Origin of the sequence: Actinophytocola gossypii (assembly GCF_025165815.1) — a bacterium.
Classification (GTDB): Bacteria; Actinomycetota; Actinomycetes; order Mycobacteriales; family Pseudonocardiaceae; genus Actinophytocola; species Actinophytocola gossypii.
Genome location: NZ_JAFFZE010000035.1, coordinates 1 through 17,042 on the forward strand (window position 1 = coordinate 1; position 17,042 = coordinate 17,042).

The following is a 17,042-nucleotide window of genomic DNA, read 5'->3' on the forward strand; positions in this document are numbered from 1 at the left end:
CAATCCGACACCGAACGCCGAACCGCCCTACCAGCCTGGCTCCACTTCTACAATCACCACCGAGCACACTCCGCCATCGGAGGCCAACCACCTATCACCCGGCTAACCAACCTCCCTGAACACCACACCTAGCTCCAGCGGACGTGCAGGGCCGGGGGTTTGCGGAACACCAGGCCGCGGGGCGGGTCGTCCGAGGCGAGGCGTAGGCCGGGGAGGCGGTCGAACAGGGTGCGGGCGGCGAGCTCGGCCTCCGTGCGGGCGAGCCGGGCGCCGATGCAGAAGTGCGGGCCCTGCGCGAACGCGAGGTTCTGCCGGGCGTTGGGCCGGCGCGGGTCGAAGCGGTCCGGGTCGGGGAACACGGCCGGGTCGCGGTTGGCGCCGGCGATCGACACCGACACCAGGTCGCCCGCGCGGATCCGGGCGCCGGCGAGGGTGACGTCGCGGGTGGCGTAGCGGTCGACCATGGCCGCCGCCGGTTCCAGGCGGACGGACTCCTCGACGGCGTCGGGATCCGGGGTCCCGCCGTGCAGGAGCAGGTGGCGGACCAGGTTGGTGATCATGCCCTCGGTGGTGTCGATGCCGCCGAACATCAGCACCGCCGCGTTGGAGACCACCTCGTCCTCGGTGAGGCCGGAGCCGACGAGCACCGAGCGCGGATCGCCGGCCGCCAGGGTGCCGGCGACGCTCTTCCGCAGCGCCGCGTACGCCTCCTCCCCCGCCGGCGTCGGCTCGCCGCCCGCGGTGACGGTCGAGACCGACTCGACGAACGTCGCGTACCAGGACAGCACCGTCGGCACGTCCACGCCGGCGAGGCCGAGCGCGTCTGCCACCACCGCGACCGCGAGCGGGCCCGCGTACGCCGACCGGAGCTCCACCTCGCCGGGCGGGAACCCGTCGACCAGTTCCCCGGCGAGCCGCGCGACCAGCGGGGTGTACCGGTCGCGCACCGGCGCCGGGCGGAACGGCGGCACGAACGGCGCCCGGTGCCGCGCGTGCTCGGCCCCGTCCAGCGACAGCATGCTCGGACCGATCACGCGCCCGGTGGAGAACCGGGGGTCGTCGACGGTGAACGTCGCCGGGTCGCGCATGACGGCCATGGCCAGGTCGTGCCGGGTGACCAGCCAGCCGTTCAGGTCCGGCAGCCACGCCACCGGCTCGGTCGCGCGCAGCCGGGCCAGCAGCGGGTGCGGGTCGGTCGACAGCTCATCGATGGTCACCCGACCGAGTGTGCCTTGGCTGTGTCTTGACGCTGCGGCACGGCCTCGGCTAGCTTCCCCGCAGCACCTGTGAAACGTTTCATACGGACCTACGGGCAGGTGAGACATGACGGCGACGCGGCCCCTGCTCGAGCTCCGTGACGTGCACAAGTCCTTCGACGCGGTCCGGGCGCTGCGCGGGGTCTCCCTCGAACTGCTCGCCGGCGAGGTGCACGCGCTGGCCGGCGAGAACGGCGCCGGGAAGTCCACCGTGGTCCGGATCATCGGCGGCGAGCACCGGCCGGACGCCGGCGAGTTGCTGCTGGACGGCGAGCCGACCCGGCTGCGCGGCCCGCGCGAGGCCCAGCGGCACGGCATCGCGGTCATCCACCAGGAACCGAGCCAGTTCCCCGACCTCACGGTCGCGGAGAACGTGTTCATGGGCCGCCAGCCGCTGCGCGCGGGCCGGCGGATCGACCGGGCGGCGATGCGCGCGCGGACCGCGGAACTGTTCGACTCGCTCGGCGTGCCGATCGACCCGGACCGGGTCACCCGCGGGCTGTCCATCGCCGACCAGCAGATCATCGAGATCGCCAAGGCGCTGGCCGCCGAGGCGCGGATCATCGTGATGGACGAGCCGACCGCCGCACTGTCCACTGTGGAGGCGGAGCGGCTGTTCCGGGTGGCGCGCCGGCTCGCCGACGGCGGCGCCGCGCTGCTGTTCATCTCCCACCGGCTGGAGGAGCTGGCGGCGCTGTGCCAGCGGGTGACCGTGCTGCGCGACGGCGCGCTGGTCACCACCGCGATGATGGCCGACATCGACCGGGAGACCCTGGTGCGCAGCATGGTCGGCCGCGACGTCGAGCTGCTGTTCCCCGGCCGCGAGCACGAGCCGGGCGAGGACGCGCTCGTCGTCGAGGGGCTGACCCGGTCCGGGGTGTTCCACGACGTGTCGTTCACGGTGCGGTGCGGGGAGGTCGTCGGCCTGGCCGGGCTGGTCGGGTCCGGGCGGTCCGAGGTGGCCAGGGCGGTCTTCGGGGTCGACGAGCGGGACGCCGGCACGGTCACGGTCGCCGGGCGCCCGCTGCGGACCGGTGACCCGCGCGCGGCGATCGCGGCGGGGCTCGCCATGGTGCCGGAGGACCGCCGCGAGCAGGGCCTGGTGCTGGACCTGTCGATCGAGCGCAACGCGACCCTGGCCCGGCTGCGCGCGGTGTCCCGTCTCGGCGTGGTGCGGCGGGCGCGGGAACGCGCGGTCGCCGGCGAGTGGGCCGGGCGGCTCGGGCTGCGGTTCCGCCGGCTCGGCGACCCGGTCGCCACGCTGTCCGGCGGCAACCAGCAGAAGGTCGTGCTGGGCAAGTGGCTGGCCACCGAGCCGGCGGTGCTGATCGTCGACGAGCCGACCCGCGGCATCGACGTCGGCGCGAAGGTCGAGGTGCACGCGCTGCTCGCCGACCTCGCCGCGCGCGGGATCGCGGTGCTGATGATCTCCTCGGAGCTGTCCGAGGTGCTGGGCATGGCCGACCGCGTGCTGGTCATGCACGAGGGCAGGCTCACCGCGGAACTGGACCGCGCCGAGGCCACCGAGGAGGCCGTCATGCACGCCGCCACCGGGGGTGGACCGTGAGCACCCAGGCCACCCGGACCCGCGGCGCGTTCGCCGGCAGGGAGCTGGGGATCGTCATCGCGCTGGTGGCGGTGGTGGGGGCGGCGACGATCGCCCGGCCGAGCTTCCTGTCCGCGCAGGGCCTGCACGACCTGTTCCTCAACGCCTCGATCATCGCGCTGCTCGCCGTCGGCCAGACGCTGCTGGTGATCACCAGGAACATCGACCTGTCGGTCGGGTCGGTGATGGGGCTGACCGCGTTCCTCAGTGGACAGATGTTCCTGAACGACAAGGACACCCCGGTGATCCTGGTCGTGCTGGCCGGGATCGCGCTCGGCGCGGTGTGCGGGGCGGTCAACGGCGCGCTGGTCGCGATCGCGAAGGTGCCGGCGCTGGTGGTCACGCTCGGCACGCTGTACGTGTTCCGCGGCGTCGACTACGCGTGGGCGTCGGCGACCGACGTGCAGCAGGTCAACGCGTACCAGATGTCGCCGGAGTTCCTCTCGCTCGGTTCCGGCTCGGTGCTGGGCGTACCGAACCTGACGCTGATCGCGCTCGCCGTGCTCGCGGTCGCCGCGTACGGGCTGCACAACTACCGCGCCGGCCGCGAGCTGTACGCGATCGGGTCCAACCCGGACGCCGCGCGGTTGGCCGGGATCCCGAGCGGGCGCAGGGTGTTCGGCGCGTTCGTCGTCTCCGGCGCGCTGGTCGGGCTCGGCGGCGTGCTGCACGCGGCGTACTTCGGCACGATCAACGCCTCGGTGGGCACCGGCGAGGAGCTGTCGGTGGTGGCCGCGGTGGTGGTCGGCGGGGTGGCGATCTTCGGCGGCAGCGGCACGGTCGTCGGCGCGGCGCTCGGTGCGCTGCTGCTGACCACGGTCACCAGCGCGCTGCCGGTACTCGGGGTGCCGGCGTTCTGGCAGCGCGCGGTCGACGGCGCCGCCCTGCTGGTCGCGATCTCGCTGGACCGGGCGGTGATGCTGCGGCTCGCGGCCCGGCTGCGGGAGGAACGCGGGCGGCGCCGGGCAGGGGGTGCGACATGAGGACCCTGCGCTGGGAAGCGGTACTGCTCGCGTTGTGCGTGGCCGTGCTGGCCTACGGCGCGGCGACCACCGACGGGTTCACCGAGCAGGGCAACCTCGCGTTCCTGCTGCTCGACTACAGCGAGGTCGCGCTGCTCGCGCTGGCACTGCTGCCGATCGTGCTCACCGGGGAGATCGACCTGTCGGTGGCGTCCACGCTCGGCTTCTGCTCGGCGCTCACCGGAACCCTGTGGGAGGCCGGGCTGCCGTTCGAGACGATCGTGCCGCTGGTGCTGCTGGCCGGCGCCGCGCTCGGCGCGGTCAACGCGGTACTCGTCGTCTACTTCGGACTGCCCTCGCTCGCGGTCACGATCGGCACGCTCGGGCTGTACCGGGGGCTGGCATACGTGCTGCTCGGCGACCGCGCGGTCACCGGCTTCCCGGCCAACTACCGCCCGCTCGCCACCGACTCGATCGGGTTCCTGCCCTACGCCACGGTCCTCGTGCTCGTGGTGGGGATCGGGGTGGCGCTGCTGGTGCACGTGACGCCGGTGGGCCGGTCGCTGTACGCGATCGGGCTGAACACCCAGACCGCGCGGTTCTCCGGGATCCGCGTCGACCGGGTGAAGCTCGCGCTGTTCGTGCTCTCCGGCGCGCTGGCCGCGCTCGCGTCGCTGCTCTACACGCTGCGCTACAACAGCGCCCGAGCGGACAACGCCAACGGCATGGAGCTGGTCGCGGTGGCGGCGGTCCTGCTCGGCGGCGTGTCGATCTTCGGTGGGCGCGGCACCGTGCTCGGGGTGGCGACCGCGCTGCTCGCGATGGCCGGGCTGCGCAACGTGCTGTTCCTCGACGACGTCAGCAACGAGATCCAGAACGTGATCACCGGCCTGCTGCTGATCGTCTCCGTACTCGTACCTGTTCTGTTCAAGCCGAGGAGGACCAAGGATGCTCCGCTCGACAAGTCTACATCGGACACTGGTGGCGATCCTGGCGGTGGTCGCGCTCGCGGCCTGCGGGGGGACCACGAGGGGGTCGGACGCGGCGGAGGGTGACGGCGGTGGCGGCAACGAGCGCAGCGCCAACCCGGACGCCGAGATCCAGGAGGGGCTGAAGATCGCCTTCCTGCCCAAGGAGATCGACAACCCGTACATGACGATCATGGACGAGGGCGGCACCACCGCGGTGGCCGAGACCGGCGGCGAGGGCAAGGCGGTCGGCCCGTCCGACGCGTCGGCGTCCTCCCAGGTGTCCTACATCAACACGCTGATCCAGCAGCAGCAGGACGCGATCGTGATCGCCGCGAACGACCCGAACGCGGTGGCGCCGGCGCTCAAGGACGCGATGAGCCAGGACATCGCCGTGGTGACCGTGGACTCCGACGCGGCGAAGGACGCCCGGCACGTGTTCGTCAACCAGGCGTCGGCGGAGGAGATCGCGCTCACACAGGTGGAGCTGATCACCAAGCAGATCGGTGGCAGCGGCAAGATCGCGATCCTGTCGGCCACCCCGAACGCCACCAACCAGAACGCCTGGATCGCGATCATGGAAGAGGAGCTGAAGAAGCCGGAGTACGCGGACATCGAGCTGGTGGCGACGGTCTACGGCGACGACGACGACCAGAAGTCGTTCCAGGAGGCGCAGGCGCTGCTGCGCTCGCACCCGGACCTCAAGGGCATCGTCTCGCCGACCACGGTGGGCATCGCGGCGGCCGCGCGGTACCTGTCGTCCTCGCCGTACAAGGGGAAGGTGGCGCTGACCGGTCTCGGCACGCCGAACCAGATGCGCCAGTTCGTCAAGAACGGCACGGTGACCGAGTTCGCGCTGTGGGACCCGGCCGAGCTGGGCTACCTGGCCGGCTACGCGGCCGCCGCGCTCGCCTCCGGCCAGATCTCCGGCGCGGAGGGCGAGACGTTCGAGGCCGGCAAGCTCGGTGAGCGCACGATCGGCGCGGACGGCGAGGTCATCCTCGGCCCGCCGACCGTGTTCGACGCCGAGAACATCGACGACTACGACTTCTGACCAGGGGGTCCGATGACCGACCAGCGGGCGGTGCGGGAGGCGTTGCGCACCCAGCACATCGAGACGCCGTCGTGGGCGTACGGCAACTCCGGCACCCGGTTCAAGGTGTTCGCGCAGGAGGGGGTGCCGCGCGACGCCTACGAGAAGATCGACGACGCGGCCGTCGTGCACCGCTACACCGGGGTCGCGCCGACGGTCGCGCTGCACATCCCGTGGGACCGGGTGACCGACTACGGCGACCTGGCCCGGCACGCGCGGGAGCGGGGCATCGGGATCGGTGCGATCAACCCGAACGTGTTCCAGGAGGACGAGTACCGGCTGGGCAGCGTGTGCAACCCGGACCCGGCGGTGCGGCGCAAGGCGCTGGACCACCTGCTGGAGTGCGTGGACATCATGGACGTCACGGGTTCGGCGGACCTGTCGCTGTGGTTCGCGGACGGGACGAACTACCCCGGCCAGGACTCGATCGCCGACCGGCAGGAGCGGCTGTCCGAGGCGCTGCGGGCGGTGTACGACCGGCTGGGCGACGGGCAGCGGATGCTGGTGGAGTACAAGCTGTTCGAGCCCGCGTTCTACACGATGGACGTGCCGGACTGGGGGACGTCGTACGCGCACTGCGTCGACCTCGGGCCGCGGGCGAAGGTGCTGGTGGACACCGGGCACCACGCGCCGGGGACGAACATCGAGTTCATCGTGGCGTTCCTGCTGGCGCGGTCGCGGCTGGGCGGGTTCCACTTCAACTCGCGGTTCTACGCCGACGACGACCTGATGGTGGGGGCGGCGGACCCGTACCAGCTGTTCCGGATCATGGTGGAGATCGTGCTCGGCGGCGGGCTCGAACCGGCGGCGGGCGTGGCGTTCATGCTCGACCAGTGCCACAACATCGAGCCGAAGATCCCGGCGCTGATCCGCTCGGTGCTCAACGTCCAGGAGGCGACGGCGAAGGCCCTGCTCGTCGACGCGGCCGCGCTGCGCGGGTTCCAGCGCGAGGGTGACGTGCTGTCGGCGAACGCGGTGTTGACCGACGCGTTCGCCACCGACGTCCGCCCGCTGCTGGCCGAGCTGCGCGAGGACATGGGCCTCGACCCGGACCCGATCGCCGCCTACCGCCGCTCCGGCCACTTCGAGCGGATCCGCGCCGAGCGCGCGGACGGGGCCGCGGCCGGCTGGGGCGCCTAGACGCCGTACACCCGGGCGGCGGTGCCCCCGAACACCGCCGCCCGCTCCGCCTCGGACAGGCCGGCGGTGAGAGCCTCGGCCGCGGCGGTGACCTGGGAGTAGGTGGCGGCGAGTTCGCAGACCGGCCAGTCGGAGCCGAACATGACCCGGTCCGGGCCGAACGCGGTGAGCACGTGGTCGGCGTACGGGCGCAGGTCGTCGATCGACCAGGTCGCCCAGTCGGCCTCGGTGACCAGGCCGGACAGCTTGCAGGTGACGTTGGGGTGCCTGGCCAGCTCGGTGATCGCGGTCGCCCATGGCTCCATGGCGCCGGTGGCGATCGGGGGTTTGCCGGCGTGGTCGAGCACCAGGCGGGTGGGCACCCGTCCGGCGAGTTCCACCGCGGCCGGGAGCTGGGGTGGGCGGACCAGGACGTCGTAGGCGAGGTCGGCGTCGGCGAGCGCGTGCAGGCCGCGCAGGACGTCGGGGCGCAGCAGCCAGCGCGGGTCGGGCTCGTCCTCGGCCTGGTGCCGGACGCCGACGAGGAGTTCGTGGTGGCCGGCGAGGCGGTCGGCGATGTCGGGGGCGGTCAGGTCGACCCAGCCGACGACGCCGGCGACCAGGCCGCCGGCGGTGGCGAGGAACTCGTCGGTCTCGGCCTCGTCGGAGACCGTCTGCACCAGGATCGTGCGGGTGGCCGGGGTGACCGCGCGAAGGTCGTCGAGGGTGTACGGGCGGCGGATCGGGGCCAGGGCGTCGCCGGCCATCCACGGGTGGTCCCTGGTCGCGGGGTCCCACAGGTGGTGGTGCGCGTCGATCACGTGGCCTCCTCGGGCAGTGGGGTGTCGGCCCGCAGCAGGCCCTCGGCGACCAGGTCGGCCCAGAGCGCGCCCGGGACGCGGGCGGACGCGCGGGCCGCGTTGGCCTCGACCTGGGCCGGGGAGCTTGCGCCGAGCACGACGCTCGCCACGGCGGGGTGCGCGGCCGGGAGCGCGACCGCCGCCTCGGGCAGCGTGACCCGGTGCCGCGCGCAGACCTCGGCGATCCTGGTGGCGCGCTCGACGAGCGCGGTGGGGGCGGCGTCGTAGTTGTAGGTGTGGCCCGGGGTGTCGGAGGCGAGGATGCCGGAGTTGAACACCCCCGCGGCGATCACGTCGACGCCGCGCTGTTCGCACAGCGGCAGCAGCTCGTCCAGGGCGGGTTGTTCGAGCAGGGTGTACCGGCCGGCGATCATCACCACGTCGACGTCGGCCCGGCGGACGAACTCGGCCAGGACGTCGTCGAAGTTCATGCCGAGCCCGATTCCGCGCAGCACCCCCTGCTCGCGCAGCTCGACCAGGGCGGGCAGGGCGCCGGTGAGCGCTTCGTCGACGTGAGCCTCTGGATCGTGCACGAACGCGATGTCGATCCGGTCCGCGCCGAGACGTTCCAGGCTCGACTCGAGCGAGCGCAGGACACCGTCCCGGCTGTAGTCGCGGCGGCGGACGTGGGTGGCCGGAACGTCGAAGCCTTCGGGGTCGCGCTCCCCCGGGTCGCCCGGGTTGTCCACGAGCAGCCGCCCGACCTTGGTGGACAGGACGTAGTCGTCCCGCGGCCGGTCCGCGAGGGCGGCGCCGAGCCGCCGCTCGGACAGCCCGAGCCCGTAGTGCGGAGCGGTGTCGAAGTAGCGGATTCCACGCGCCCAGGCGGTGTCGACGATCGCGGCCGCGGTCTCGTCGGACATCGCGCGGTAGAGGTTGCCGAGCTGCGCACACCCCAGCCCGAGGTTCGGGATGTTCATGGTCCGACCCGCTCGGGAAGCTCCCAGACGAGGCCGAGCCCGGTGTCGGTGCCGGAGTAGTCGTCCTCGACGTCGAGGAGTTCGGCCATCCTGGCCTGCCAGCGCTGGTTGCCGGGGTGGTCGCGCAGGGCGTGGCGCATGGCGGCGTAGTCCTCGACCTCGACGACGTGGAACAGGTCGAGGCCGTCGCGCCAGATGCGCCAGGAGGTGACGCCGGCGGCGCGGAGGGCGTCGTCCAGGTCGTCGGGAATCGTGGCGTGGACGCGTTCGTACTCGGCTTCGGCGCCCGGCTTGAGCCGGGTGTGCAGGGCTACCCGCATGGATCCTCCATTCGTGGCACGCTGGGCTGAGAGACATCCGAGGTCTGTGGAAAGGGTCGTGCCATGCCGGTCACCGACGAAGCGATCGACAAGATCAAGGGCATGATCATCTCCGGCGAGCTGGCGCCGGGCGACCGGCTGCCGAAGGAGGCGGACCTGGCCGGCCGGCTCGGGCTGTCGCGCAGCTCGCTGCGGGAGGCGGTCAAGGCGCTGTGCCTGATCAGGGTGCTGGACGTGCGGCAGGGCGACGGCACGTACGTCACCAGCCTGGAGCCGAAGCTGCTGCTCGACGCGATGACGTTCGTGGTCGACTTCCACCGGGACGACACGGTGCTCGACTTCCTGGCCGTGCGGCGCATCCTGGAGCCCGCGGCGACCGCGATGGCCGCGCTGCGGATGACCGACGACGACGTCGCCGACCTGGCGGAGCTGCTCGAGGGCCTGGACGAGTCGCCGACGGTCGAGGCGCTGGTGGCGAACGATCTGGAGTTCCACCGCCGCATCGCGCTGGGGTCGGGCAACCCGGTGCTGTGCTCGCTGATCGACAGCCTGTCCGGCCCGACGACGCGGGCCAGGATCTGGCGCGGCCTGACCCAGGAGAACGCCGTGGCCAAGACCCGCGAACAGCACCGAGCGATCTACGAGGCGATCGCCGGCCGGGAGCCGGAACTGGCCCGTTCGTGGGCGACCGTGCACGTGGCCGGGGTCGAGCAGTGGCTCCGCACAACCCTCGGCCCCACCGACGAGGCGTGACCCCGGGCCGACGAGGCATGGCCCCGGGCCGACGAGGCATGGCCCCGGGCCGACGAGGCATGGCCCCGGGCGCGGGGGCCCCCCGCTTTCCAGCCTAGCCGGTTCGGCCGGGGGGTGGCGGGGGCTCACGGCGGCTGTGGACAACTCGGGGCGGCGAATGGCACGGGTCAGGGCCTTGGGCGGGGGCGGAGGCCGTACATGCCGCCGTCGACCGCAAGGGCGGTGCCGGTGGTGGAGCTGGAACCGGGGCTGGCCAGGTAGGCGATGGCGCCGGCGACCTCGTCCGCGGTGACCAGGCGGCCCATCGGCTGGCGGGCGGCCAGGGCGGCGCGTTCGGCGGCCGGGTCGGCGGCCGAGTCGAGCAGGCGGCCCACCCACGGGGTGTCGGCCGTACCGGGGCACACGCAGTTCACGCGGATGCCGTCGTCCAGGTGGTCAGTGGCCATCGCCAGGGTCATGGCCATCACGGCGCCCTTGCTCGCCGAGTACAGGACTCGGTTCGGCAGCCCCTGCCACGCGGCGATCGAGCAGGTGTTCACCACGGCGGCCGAACTCGACTCGCGCAGGTGCGGGAGGGCCGCTCTGGTCACGCGTGCCATGCCGACCACGTTCACGTCGAGCACTCGGTGCCATTCGGCGTCGTTGTTGGTGGTCACGTCGCCCTGGGCGCCGATGCCGGCGTTGTTGACCAGCACGTCGATGCCGCCCAGGGTGGTCGCGGCTTCGGTGACGGCCCGCTCGACCTCGGGCGTGGAGGACACGTCGCAGCGGTAGCCGAGCAGGGGCTCGGGTACGTCCGGGGCCACGTCGAGGACCGCCACTCGGGCGCCGCGGGTGGTCAGCAACCGGGCCGCGGCCAGGCCGATGCCGGACGCGCCGCCGGTGACCACCGCGCGCAGGCCTTCGAAGTCGTTCACAGGAGACCGTCCCTCCACTCCGGACCGTCGGGAAACGCGTACCGGGCAAGGCTCTCATCCCGGATCCGCGCCGAGAAGCCCGGCTCGGTCGGTGCCAGGTAGCGGCCGCCGCGCACCACCGCCGGGTCGGTGAAGTGCTCGTGCAGGTGGTCCACCCACTCGATCGCCCGGTTCTCGTCGGTGCCGGACACCGCCACGTAGTCGAACATCGACAGGTGGCGCACCAGCTCGCACAGGCCGACGCCGCCGGCGTGCGGGCACACGGGCACGCCGAACTTGGCCGCCAGCAACAGGATCGCGACGTTCTCGTTGACCCCGCCCACCCTCGCCGCGTCGAGTTGCAGCACGTCGATCGCGCCGGCCTGCAGGAGTTGTTTGAAGACCACGCGGTTCGCCACGTGCTCGCCGGTCGCCACCCGGATCGGGCGGACGGCGTCGGCCACGGCGCGGTGGCCGAGCACGTCGTCCGGCGAGGTCGGTTCCTCGATCCAGTACGGGTCGTACGGGGCGAGCGCGCGCATCCACTCGATCGCGGGGCCGACGTCCCAGCGCTGGTTGGCGTCCACCGCGATCCGAACACCGTCGCCGACCGCCTCGCGGGCCAGCCGCATCCGTCGTACGTCGTCCTCGACGGACGCGCCGACCTTGAGTTTGATCATGTCGAAGCCGTCGGCGACGGCCTGCTTGGCCAGGCGTACGAGCTTCTCGTCGGAGTAGCCGAGCCAGCCGGCGCTCGTGCTGTACGCGCGGTAGCCGGCGGCGCGCAGGTGCGCGGCACGCTCGGCGCGGCCCGGCTCGGCGGCGCGCAGGAGGTCGAGCGCCTCGGCCTCGGTGAGCGCGTCGGTGAGGTAGCGGAAGTCGACCAGCCCGACGATCTCCTCCGGCGACATCTCCGCCAGGAAGCTCCACAGTGGACGGCCGACGCGCCGGGCGGCGAGGTCCCAGGCGGCGTTGACCACCGCGCCGATCGCCATGTGCGCCACGCCCTTCTCCGGGCCGAGCCAGCGCAGCTGCGAGTCGCCGACCAGGGCGGCGGACAGCGCGGCGAGTTCGGCCGCCGTGTCCGGGGTGGGGCGGCCGACGACCAGGTGCGCCAGCGCGTGGATGCCGGCGGCCTGCACCTCGTTGCCGCGGCCGATGGTGAACGCGAGCCCGTACCCGTCCGGCCCGTCGTCGGTGCGCAGCACCACGTAGGCGGCGGAGTAGTCCGGGTCGGGGTTCATCGCGTCCGAGCCGTCCAGCTGCCTGGACGTCGGGAACCGGACGTCGAACACGTCCATGCCGACGATGTGCGCCACGGCAGGGTCCCCTTCCCTCACGAACCAGACATCCGATGTATACCCGATCCGGCGCGCACAGGCCACCCCTGGCACCCAAAGGCAGGGGGATTGATCCGATCAGTTGACGATCAGGATCTCCAGGTTGCGGGGGCCGTGCACGCCCTCCACCCGGTCCAGCTCGATGTCGCTGGTGGCCGACGGGCCGCTGATGAAGGTGAGCGGGCTGGTCGGCGAGAGCCGGGCCAGCGCCTCCGGGACGGTGCCGACCACCTGGTCCGCTCGGACCACGCACAGGTGGTAGTCCGGCAGCAGCGTCAGCGCCCGCCGACCCTGTGCCTCGCCCGCGTCGAGCACGACCGTGCCGGTCTCGGCGATCGCGACGGCGCACCCGGTGAGCACCCCGTCGGAGCGGTCCAGCGCGCGGATGGACAGCGGGTGGCCCGGCTCGTCCAGCGACCACACCACCTCGCCGATCCGCCACCAGGCGGGCAGGTCGTCCGGGGCGGCCATCCGGCGCGCGCCCCTGGCGCGCAGGGACACGTCGATCTCCTCGGCCAGCTCGCGCGGGCGTACTCGGCGGACCACAGCCCGGTAGTCGGCCGCCCGCTCGGCGAACAGCCCGACCACGTCCTGGACGTCCCGGGAGGTGTCGTAGTCGCGCGGCACGGGCGCCGCGGTGGGCCGGTCGGCCAGCGCCGCCCGGATCCGGCCGAGCACCACGTCCCGCGCGTCAGCCACGACGGCCTCCACGGACACGCCGCACCAGGTCGGCGAAGGCGCCGCCGAGAAGTGGGGCGCCGGTGTCCGGCGGCGCGGTTCCGGCGTCGTTCGGCAGGGTGCCGCGTCCGCGAAGGCGTCGCCACAGGGCCGAGTGGGCGGTGCGGCCCGGCGCCGGTGCACGGGACCGTGTCCGCGAGCCGGACGACGCCCGCGAGGTCGGGCCGCGGGTGCGGCGCCACCACGCCGAGAACGTCTCCTTCGGCGGCGCGGGCACGTCCCGCGAGTCCGTCCACAGCGAGGCCGGCCACGGCAGCCGCCGCACCCGGCCGTGCCTGGCCAGCAGCCGGAGTGGGCCGAGCAGGCGTTGGGCGAGCCGGAAACGGCTCGGCGACGTCATCACCCACGACGCGGCCGCCATCGCCACCGCCTCGGGGGTGTACGGGCCCTTCTCCGTCACGGACCGGGAGCGGAGGTGGACCAGCACCTCCGGAATGTCGATCCGCACCGGACACACCTCGTAGCACGCCCCGCACAGGGACGACGCGAACGGCAGCGACCGGAGCAGCGACGCCGTCGACGGATCGTCCGTGCCGGCGCCCAGCTGCGGGGTCAGGATCGCGCCGATCGGACCCGGGTACACCGAGCCGTACGCCTGGCCACCGGTCCGCTCGTACACCGGGCACACGTTCAGGCACGCCGAGCAGCGGATGCAGCGCAGGGCTTGGCGGCCGACCTCGTCCGCGAGCGTCGCGGTGCGGCCGTTGTCCAGGAGCACCAGGTGGAACTCGCTGGGGCCGTCACCGGGGGTCACGCCGGACCACACGGACGTGTAGGGGTTCATCCGTTCGGCCGTGGATGATCTCGGCAGCAGCTGGAGGAACACCTCGAGGTCGCGCCAGGTGGGCACGACCTTCTCCAGGCCCATCACGGTGATCAGGGTGCGGGGCAGGGTCAGGCACATGCGACCGTTGCCCTCGGACTCGACGACCACCACCGAGCCGGTGTCGGCGACGGCGAAGTTCGCGCCGGAGATCGCCACCTTCGCGGACAGGAACTTGCGCCGCAGATGAGCACGGGCCGCCTCGGCCAGGTCGGCGGGACTGTCCGAGAGGGACGGTGACGCGCCGGGCATGGTGGCGCGGAAGATGTCCCGGATCTCCGCCCGGTTCCGGTGGATCGCCGGGACCAGGATGTGCGACGGGCGGTCGTCGCCGAGTTGGACGATCAGTTCGGCGAGGTCGGTTTCCACCGCGGACACGCCGCCGGCGGCGAGGGCCTCGTTGAGGCCGATCTCGGCGGTGGCCATCGACTTGACCTTGACGACCTCGGACGCTTCGGCGGCGCGGACCAGGCCGAGCACGATCTCGTTGGCCTCCGCCGCGTCGCGCGCCCAGTGGACGACGCCGCCGCGGGCGGTGACGGCCGCCTCCAGGCGGGTCAGGTGCGTGTCCAGGTTGGCCAGGACGTCGTCCTTGATCGCCTCGCCGGCCAGGCGGAGGCGTTCCCAGTCGGGCAGTTCGGAGACCACCGCTGCGCGCTTGGTGCGGATCGTGCCGGTGGCGTGGGCCAGGTTGCCGCGCAGCTGGGTGTCGGCGAGTGCGGCACGGGCGGCCGACGGGAAGGTCGGGCTGCCCAGCCAGGTCACCGGGTTGCGACCCATGGCTCCTCCTCCGTGCTCGCCAGGATCTCCGCCAGGTGCAGCGCCCGCACCCCGGTGTTCAGCCGCGACAGCCCGCCGCCGATGTGCATCAGGCACGAGTTGTCACCGGCGGTCACCACCCGCGCGCCGGTGTCGAGGACGCCCTGCATCTTGTCCGCCAGCATCGCGGTCGACGTGTCGGCGTTCTTGAGGGCGAACGTGCCGCCGAAACCGCAGCACTCGCGCGCGCCGGGCAGCTCAACCAGGTCGAGCCCGCGCACCGCGCGCAGCAGCCGCAGCGGCTTGTCCCCCACCCCGAGCATCCGCAGCGAGTGGCAGGTCGGGTGGTAGGTGACCCGGTGCGGGAAGTACGCGCCGACGTCGGTCACGCCGAGCACGTCGACCAGGAACTCGGACAGCTCGTAGGTCCGCCCGGCCACCCGGACCGTCGAGCGGTGCAGGCCGGGGTACAGGTCGCGGACCATGCCGGCGCACGAGCCGGACGGCGCCACCACGGCGTCGTAGCCGTCGAACGTCCTGGCCGTGTGGCGGGCGAGCGTGGTGGCCTGCCTGCGGTAGCCGGTGTTGTAGTGCATCTGGCCGCAGCAGGTCTGCGCGTCCGGGAACTCCACGTCGCAGCCGAGCCGCTCCAGCAGCCGGACCACCGCCCGCGCGGTGTCCGGGTACAACGTGTCGGTCAGACACGTCGCCATCAGCGCGACGCGCGTGGTCACCCGCACCCCTTCCGAAAAGCTAGGCCCTGGCGAGCACCTGCCGCTGCCGCCCGAGTCCCTCGATCTCGATCTCCATCACGTCGTCGACCGCAAGGTACGGGAACCGGCCGGACAGCGCGACGCCCTGCGGGGTGCCGGTGTTCAGCAGGTCGCCCGGTTCCAGCACCATGAACTCGCTGAGGTGGTGCACCAGCTCCCCCACCCCGAACAGCATGTCGGCGGTCGTCGAGTCCTGCCTGGCCTCGCCGTTGACGAACGAGCGCAGGCGCAGCGACCCGGGGTCGACCTCGTCGGCCGGCACCAGCCACGGGCCGAGCGGGTTGAACGTCTCGCAGCACTTGCCCTTGCCCCACTGTCCACCGGAGACGGCCGGGTCGAGCTGGAAGTGCCGCTCGGACACGTCGTTGGACACGGTGTAGCCGGCGACGTGGGCCAGCGCCTCCTCGGGCGATTCGAGGTAGCGGGCGCGGCGGCCGATGACCACGCCCAACTCGACCTCCCAGTCCACCTTCTCCGCGCCACGCGGCAGCAGCACCTCGTCGTACGGGCCGACGACGGTGTTGGGGTGCTTGAAGAAGACCACCGGCTGGGCGGGCGGCGCGGCGCCGGACTCGGCGGCGTGCGCGGCGTAGTTCATGCCGACGCAGACCACCGACCACGGCCGGGTGATCGGCGCGCCGACCCGCTCGCCCTCGATGTCGACGGCCGGCAGGTCGCCCGCGGCCAGGGCGTCGCGTACCCGCGCGATGCCGTCGGCGGCGAGGAACGTGCCGTCGAGGTCGTCGGTCAGGCCGGCGAGGCCGAAGGCCCGCCCCTCGTCGTCGGTCACCACCGGCCGCTCGGCGCCGGCGGCGCCCACTCGCATGAGCCGCAAGGCACTCGCTCCTCACCTGGGCGCGCGATCAGTCGCACCCACCCTACTGTCGTCGACTCCGGGCACCATACATCCGATGTAAAGGCGCTCACCAGCGTCGGTTGAGGCAGAACCGGCAGACGAGCCGTGAATACATCAGATCTCGGTTGATCATGAAATTCCCGTACGATCGTCAATCGTGTCGTTGAACTGGACCTCGTACGTGGACACGACGACCCCGGTCGAGCACGACCGACTGACCCTGCTGCAGGAGGCGTTCGACCCGCGCACCGCGCGCCTGCTCGACCAGGTCGGCGTCCGGCCGGGCTGGGACTGCCTCGAGGTCGGCGCCGGCGCCGGTTCCGTCGCCCGGATGCTCGCCGAGCGGGCCGGTGCCGAGCACGTCACCGCGACCGACATGAGCACCGACTTCCTCACCCCGCTCGCCGACCTCGGCGTCCGGGTGCTGCGCCACGACGTCACCCGCGACGACGCCCCCGGCCGGTTCGACCTGATCCACACCCGCAAGGTGCTCGAGCACGTCACCGAACGGGAGACCGCCCTGCGCCGGATGGCGTCCTGGCTCAAGCCCGGCGGCGTGCTCGTCGTCGAGACCGCCACCCCCGTACCGGAGGTGACCGGCGACCCGGCGGTCGGCCGCACGCTCGCCGCGATGGCCGAGGTGCTCGGCCGGTCGGTCGGCACCGACCCCTGGTGGGCGCGCACGATGCCGCTGCCGCTGGAGCGCGCCGGCCTGGTCGACTGCACCGCCGAAGGGCTCTCCCTCGCGGTGCGCGGCGGGTCGCCGATGGCCCGCTGGCTGGCCGAGACGTGCCGGCTCACCCAGGGCACCGCGGTGGCCGACGGCCTCGCCTCCGTAACCGACCACGAGGTCGCCTACGCCGCGTACGCGAACCCCGCCTACGTGGACTACAGCTGGCTCAGCATCGCCGCCATCGGCCGGACCGCACGCGCCTGACCTGCGCAGACGCCGAACCGGAGAGGCAGGGATCACCCGAGGCTGGCATCTAAGCCCGATTCG

The 17,042-nt window shown here is 72.7% G+C and carries 17 protein-coding genes and 1 pseudogene; 8 read left to right on the top strand and 10 right to left on the bottom strand.

What is annotated here, in order from left to right; translation table 11 throughout:
- Positions 1–132, top strand: a pseudogene (locus JT362_RS34625) (integrase core domain-containing protein); the annotation flags it as partial.
- Here the strand turns inward: JT362_RS34625 and JT362_RS34630 are convergent.
- Positions 129–1,217: a cytochrome P450 gene (locus JT362_RS34630; protein WP_260196170.1), complete on the bottom strand. Its 1,089-nt coding sequence runs from the start codon at positions 1,215–1,217 to the stop codon at positions 129–131. The pseudogene JT362_RS34625 and the gene JT362_RS34630 sit on opposite strands and share 4 nt — an antisense overlap.
- 106 nt (positions 1,218–1,323) lie before the next feature.
- Between JT362_RS34630 and JT362_RS34635 the strand changes: the two genes are divergently transcribed.
- The 5 genes from JT362_RS34635 to rhaI are packed head-to-tail and all read left to right on the top strand — an operon-like array spanning position 1,324 to position 7,025.
- Positions 1,324–2,823, top strand: coding sequence for a sugar ABC transporter ATP-binding protein (locus tag JT362_RS34635; protein WP_260196171.1), 1,500 nt, complete (start codon positions 1,324–1,326; stop codon positions 2,821–2,823).
- Positions 2,820–3,845 (top strand): ABC transporter permease, encoded by a 1,026-nt coding sequence (locus JT362_RS34640; RefSeq protein ID WP_260196172.1) that lies wholly within the window; start codon positions 2,820–2,822, stop codon positions 3,843–3,845. The genes JT362_RS34635 and JT362_RS34640 overlap by 4 nt, the downstream gene beginning before the upstream one ends.
- On the top strand, positions 3,842–4,879 hold the full coding sequence (locus tag JT362_RS34645; RefSeq protein WP_260196173.1) for an ABC transporter permease: 1,038 nt from the start codon (positions 3,842–3,844) through the stop codon (positions 4,877–4,879). The genes JT362_RS34640 and JT362_RS34645 overlap by 4 nt, the downstream gene beginning before the upstream one ends.
- Entirely contained in the window at positions 4,773–5,846 is a 1,074-nt protein-coding gene (gene rhaS, locus JT362_RS34650) for a rhamnose ABC transporter substrate-binding protein (RefSeq protein WP_260196174.1), read from the top strand. Before JT362_RS34645 ends, rhaS begins: the two co-directional genes overlap by 107 nt.
- A gap of 12 nt (positions 5,847–5,858) precedes the next feature.
- A complete protein-coding gene (gene rhaI, locus JT362_RS34655; protein WP_260196175.1) occupies positions 5,859–7,025 on the top strand; it encodes an L-rhamnose isomerase in 1,167 nt (388 codons plus the stop codon).
- On the opposite strand, the gene JT362_RS34660 is transcribed toward rhaI, so the two are convergent.
- From JT362_RS34660 to JT362_RS34670, 3 genes are read right to left on the bottom strand one after another with little or no spacing between them, the layout of a single operon-like run.
- The gene (locus JT362_RS34660) at positions 7,022–7,825 is read right to left on the bottom strand and encodes an amidohydrolase family protein (protein ID WP_260196176.1); all 804 of its coding nucleotides are present in this window, start codon (positions 7,823–7,825) and stop codon (positions 7,022–7,024) included. The two genes, rhaI and JT362_RS34660, sit on opposite strands and share 4 nt — an antisense overlap.
- On the bottom strand, positions 7,822–8,784 hold the full coding sequence (locus JT362_RS34665; RefSeq protein WP_260196177.1) for an aldo/keto reductase: 963 nt from the start codon (positions 8,782–8,784) through the stop codon (positions 7,822–7,824). The genes JT362_RS34660 and JT362_RS34665 overlap by 4 nt, the downstream gene beginning before the upstream one ends.
- Positions 8,781–9,104 (bottom strand): L-rhamnose mutarotase, encoded by a 324-nt coding sequence (locus JT362_RS34670; protein ID WP_260196178.1) that lies wholly within the window; start codon positions 9,102–9,104, stop codon positions 8,781–8,783. Before JT362_RS34670 ends, JT362_RS34665 begins: the two co-directional genes overlap by 4 nt.
- Before the next feature lie 63 nt (positions 9,105–9,167).
- On the opposite strand from JT362_RS34670, the gene JT362_RS34675 reads away from it, so the two are divergent.
- Complete coding sequence (locus JT362_RS34675) at positions 9,168–9,857, top strand: FadR/GntR family transcriptional regulator (protein ID WP_260196179.1); 690 nt, start codon at positions 9,168–9,170, stop codon at positions 9,855–9,857.
- Positions 9,858–10,024: 167 nt separating this feature from the next.
- On the opposite strand, the gene JT362_RS34680 is transcribed toward JT362_RS34675, so the two are convergent.
- From JT362_RS34680 to JT362_RS34705, 6 genes are all read right to left on the bottom strand, one after another.
- On the bottom strand, positions 10,025–10,774 hold the full coding sequence (locus tag JT362_RS34680; RefSeq protein ID WP_260196180.1) for an SDR family NAD(P)-dependent oxidoreductase: 750 nt from the start codon (positions 10,772–10,774) through the stop codon (positions 10,025–10,027).
- A complete protein-coding gene (locus tag JT362_RS34685) occupies positions 10,771–12,072 on the bottom strand; it encodes an enolase C-terminal domain-like protein (protein ID WP_260196181.1) in 1,302 nt (433 codons plus the stop codon). The genes JT362_RS34680 and JT362_RS34685 overlap by 4 nt, the downstream gene beginning before the upstream one ends.
- A 99-nt stretch (positions 12,073–12,171) precedes the next feature.
- A complete protein-coding gene (locus tag JT362_RS34690; protein WP_260196182.1) occupies positions 12,172–12,792 on the bottom strand; it encodes a LutC/YkgG family protein in 621 nt (206 codons plus the stop codon).
- Complete coding sequence (locus JT362_RS34695; protein WP_260196183.1) at positions 12,785–14,434, bottom strand: lactate utilization protein B; 1,650 nt, start codon at positions 14,432–14,434, stop codon at positions 12,785–12,787. Before JT362_RS34695 ends, JT362_RS34690 begins: the two co-directional genes overlap by 8 nt.
- Positions 14,416–15,126: a (Fe-S)-binding protein gene (locus JT362_RS34700; protein ID WP_260196211.1), complete on the bottom strand. Its 711-nt coding sequence runs from the start codon at positions 15,124–15,126 to the stop codon at positions 14,416–14,418. Before JT362_RS34700 ends, JT362_RS34695 begins: the two co-directional genes overlap by 19 nt.
- A 40-nt stretch (positions 15,127–15,166) precedes the next feature.
- A complete protein-coding gene (locus tag JT362_RS34705) occupies positions 15,167–16,012 on the bottom strand; it encodes a fumarylacetoacetate hydrolase family protein (RefSeq protein WP_375546600.1) in 846 nt (281 codons plus the stop codon).
- Positions 16,013–16,199: 187 nt separating this feature from the next.
- On the opposite strand from JT362_RS34705, the gene JT362_RS34710 reads away from it, so the two are divergent.
- Entirely contained in the window at positions 16,200–16,979 is a 780-nt protein-coding gene (locus JT362_RS34710) for a class I SAM-dependent methyltransferase (RefSeq protein ID WP_260196185.1), read from the top strand.
- The last annotated feature ends 63 nt before the right edge of the window (positions 16,980–17,042 follow it).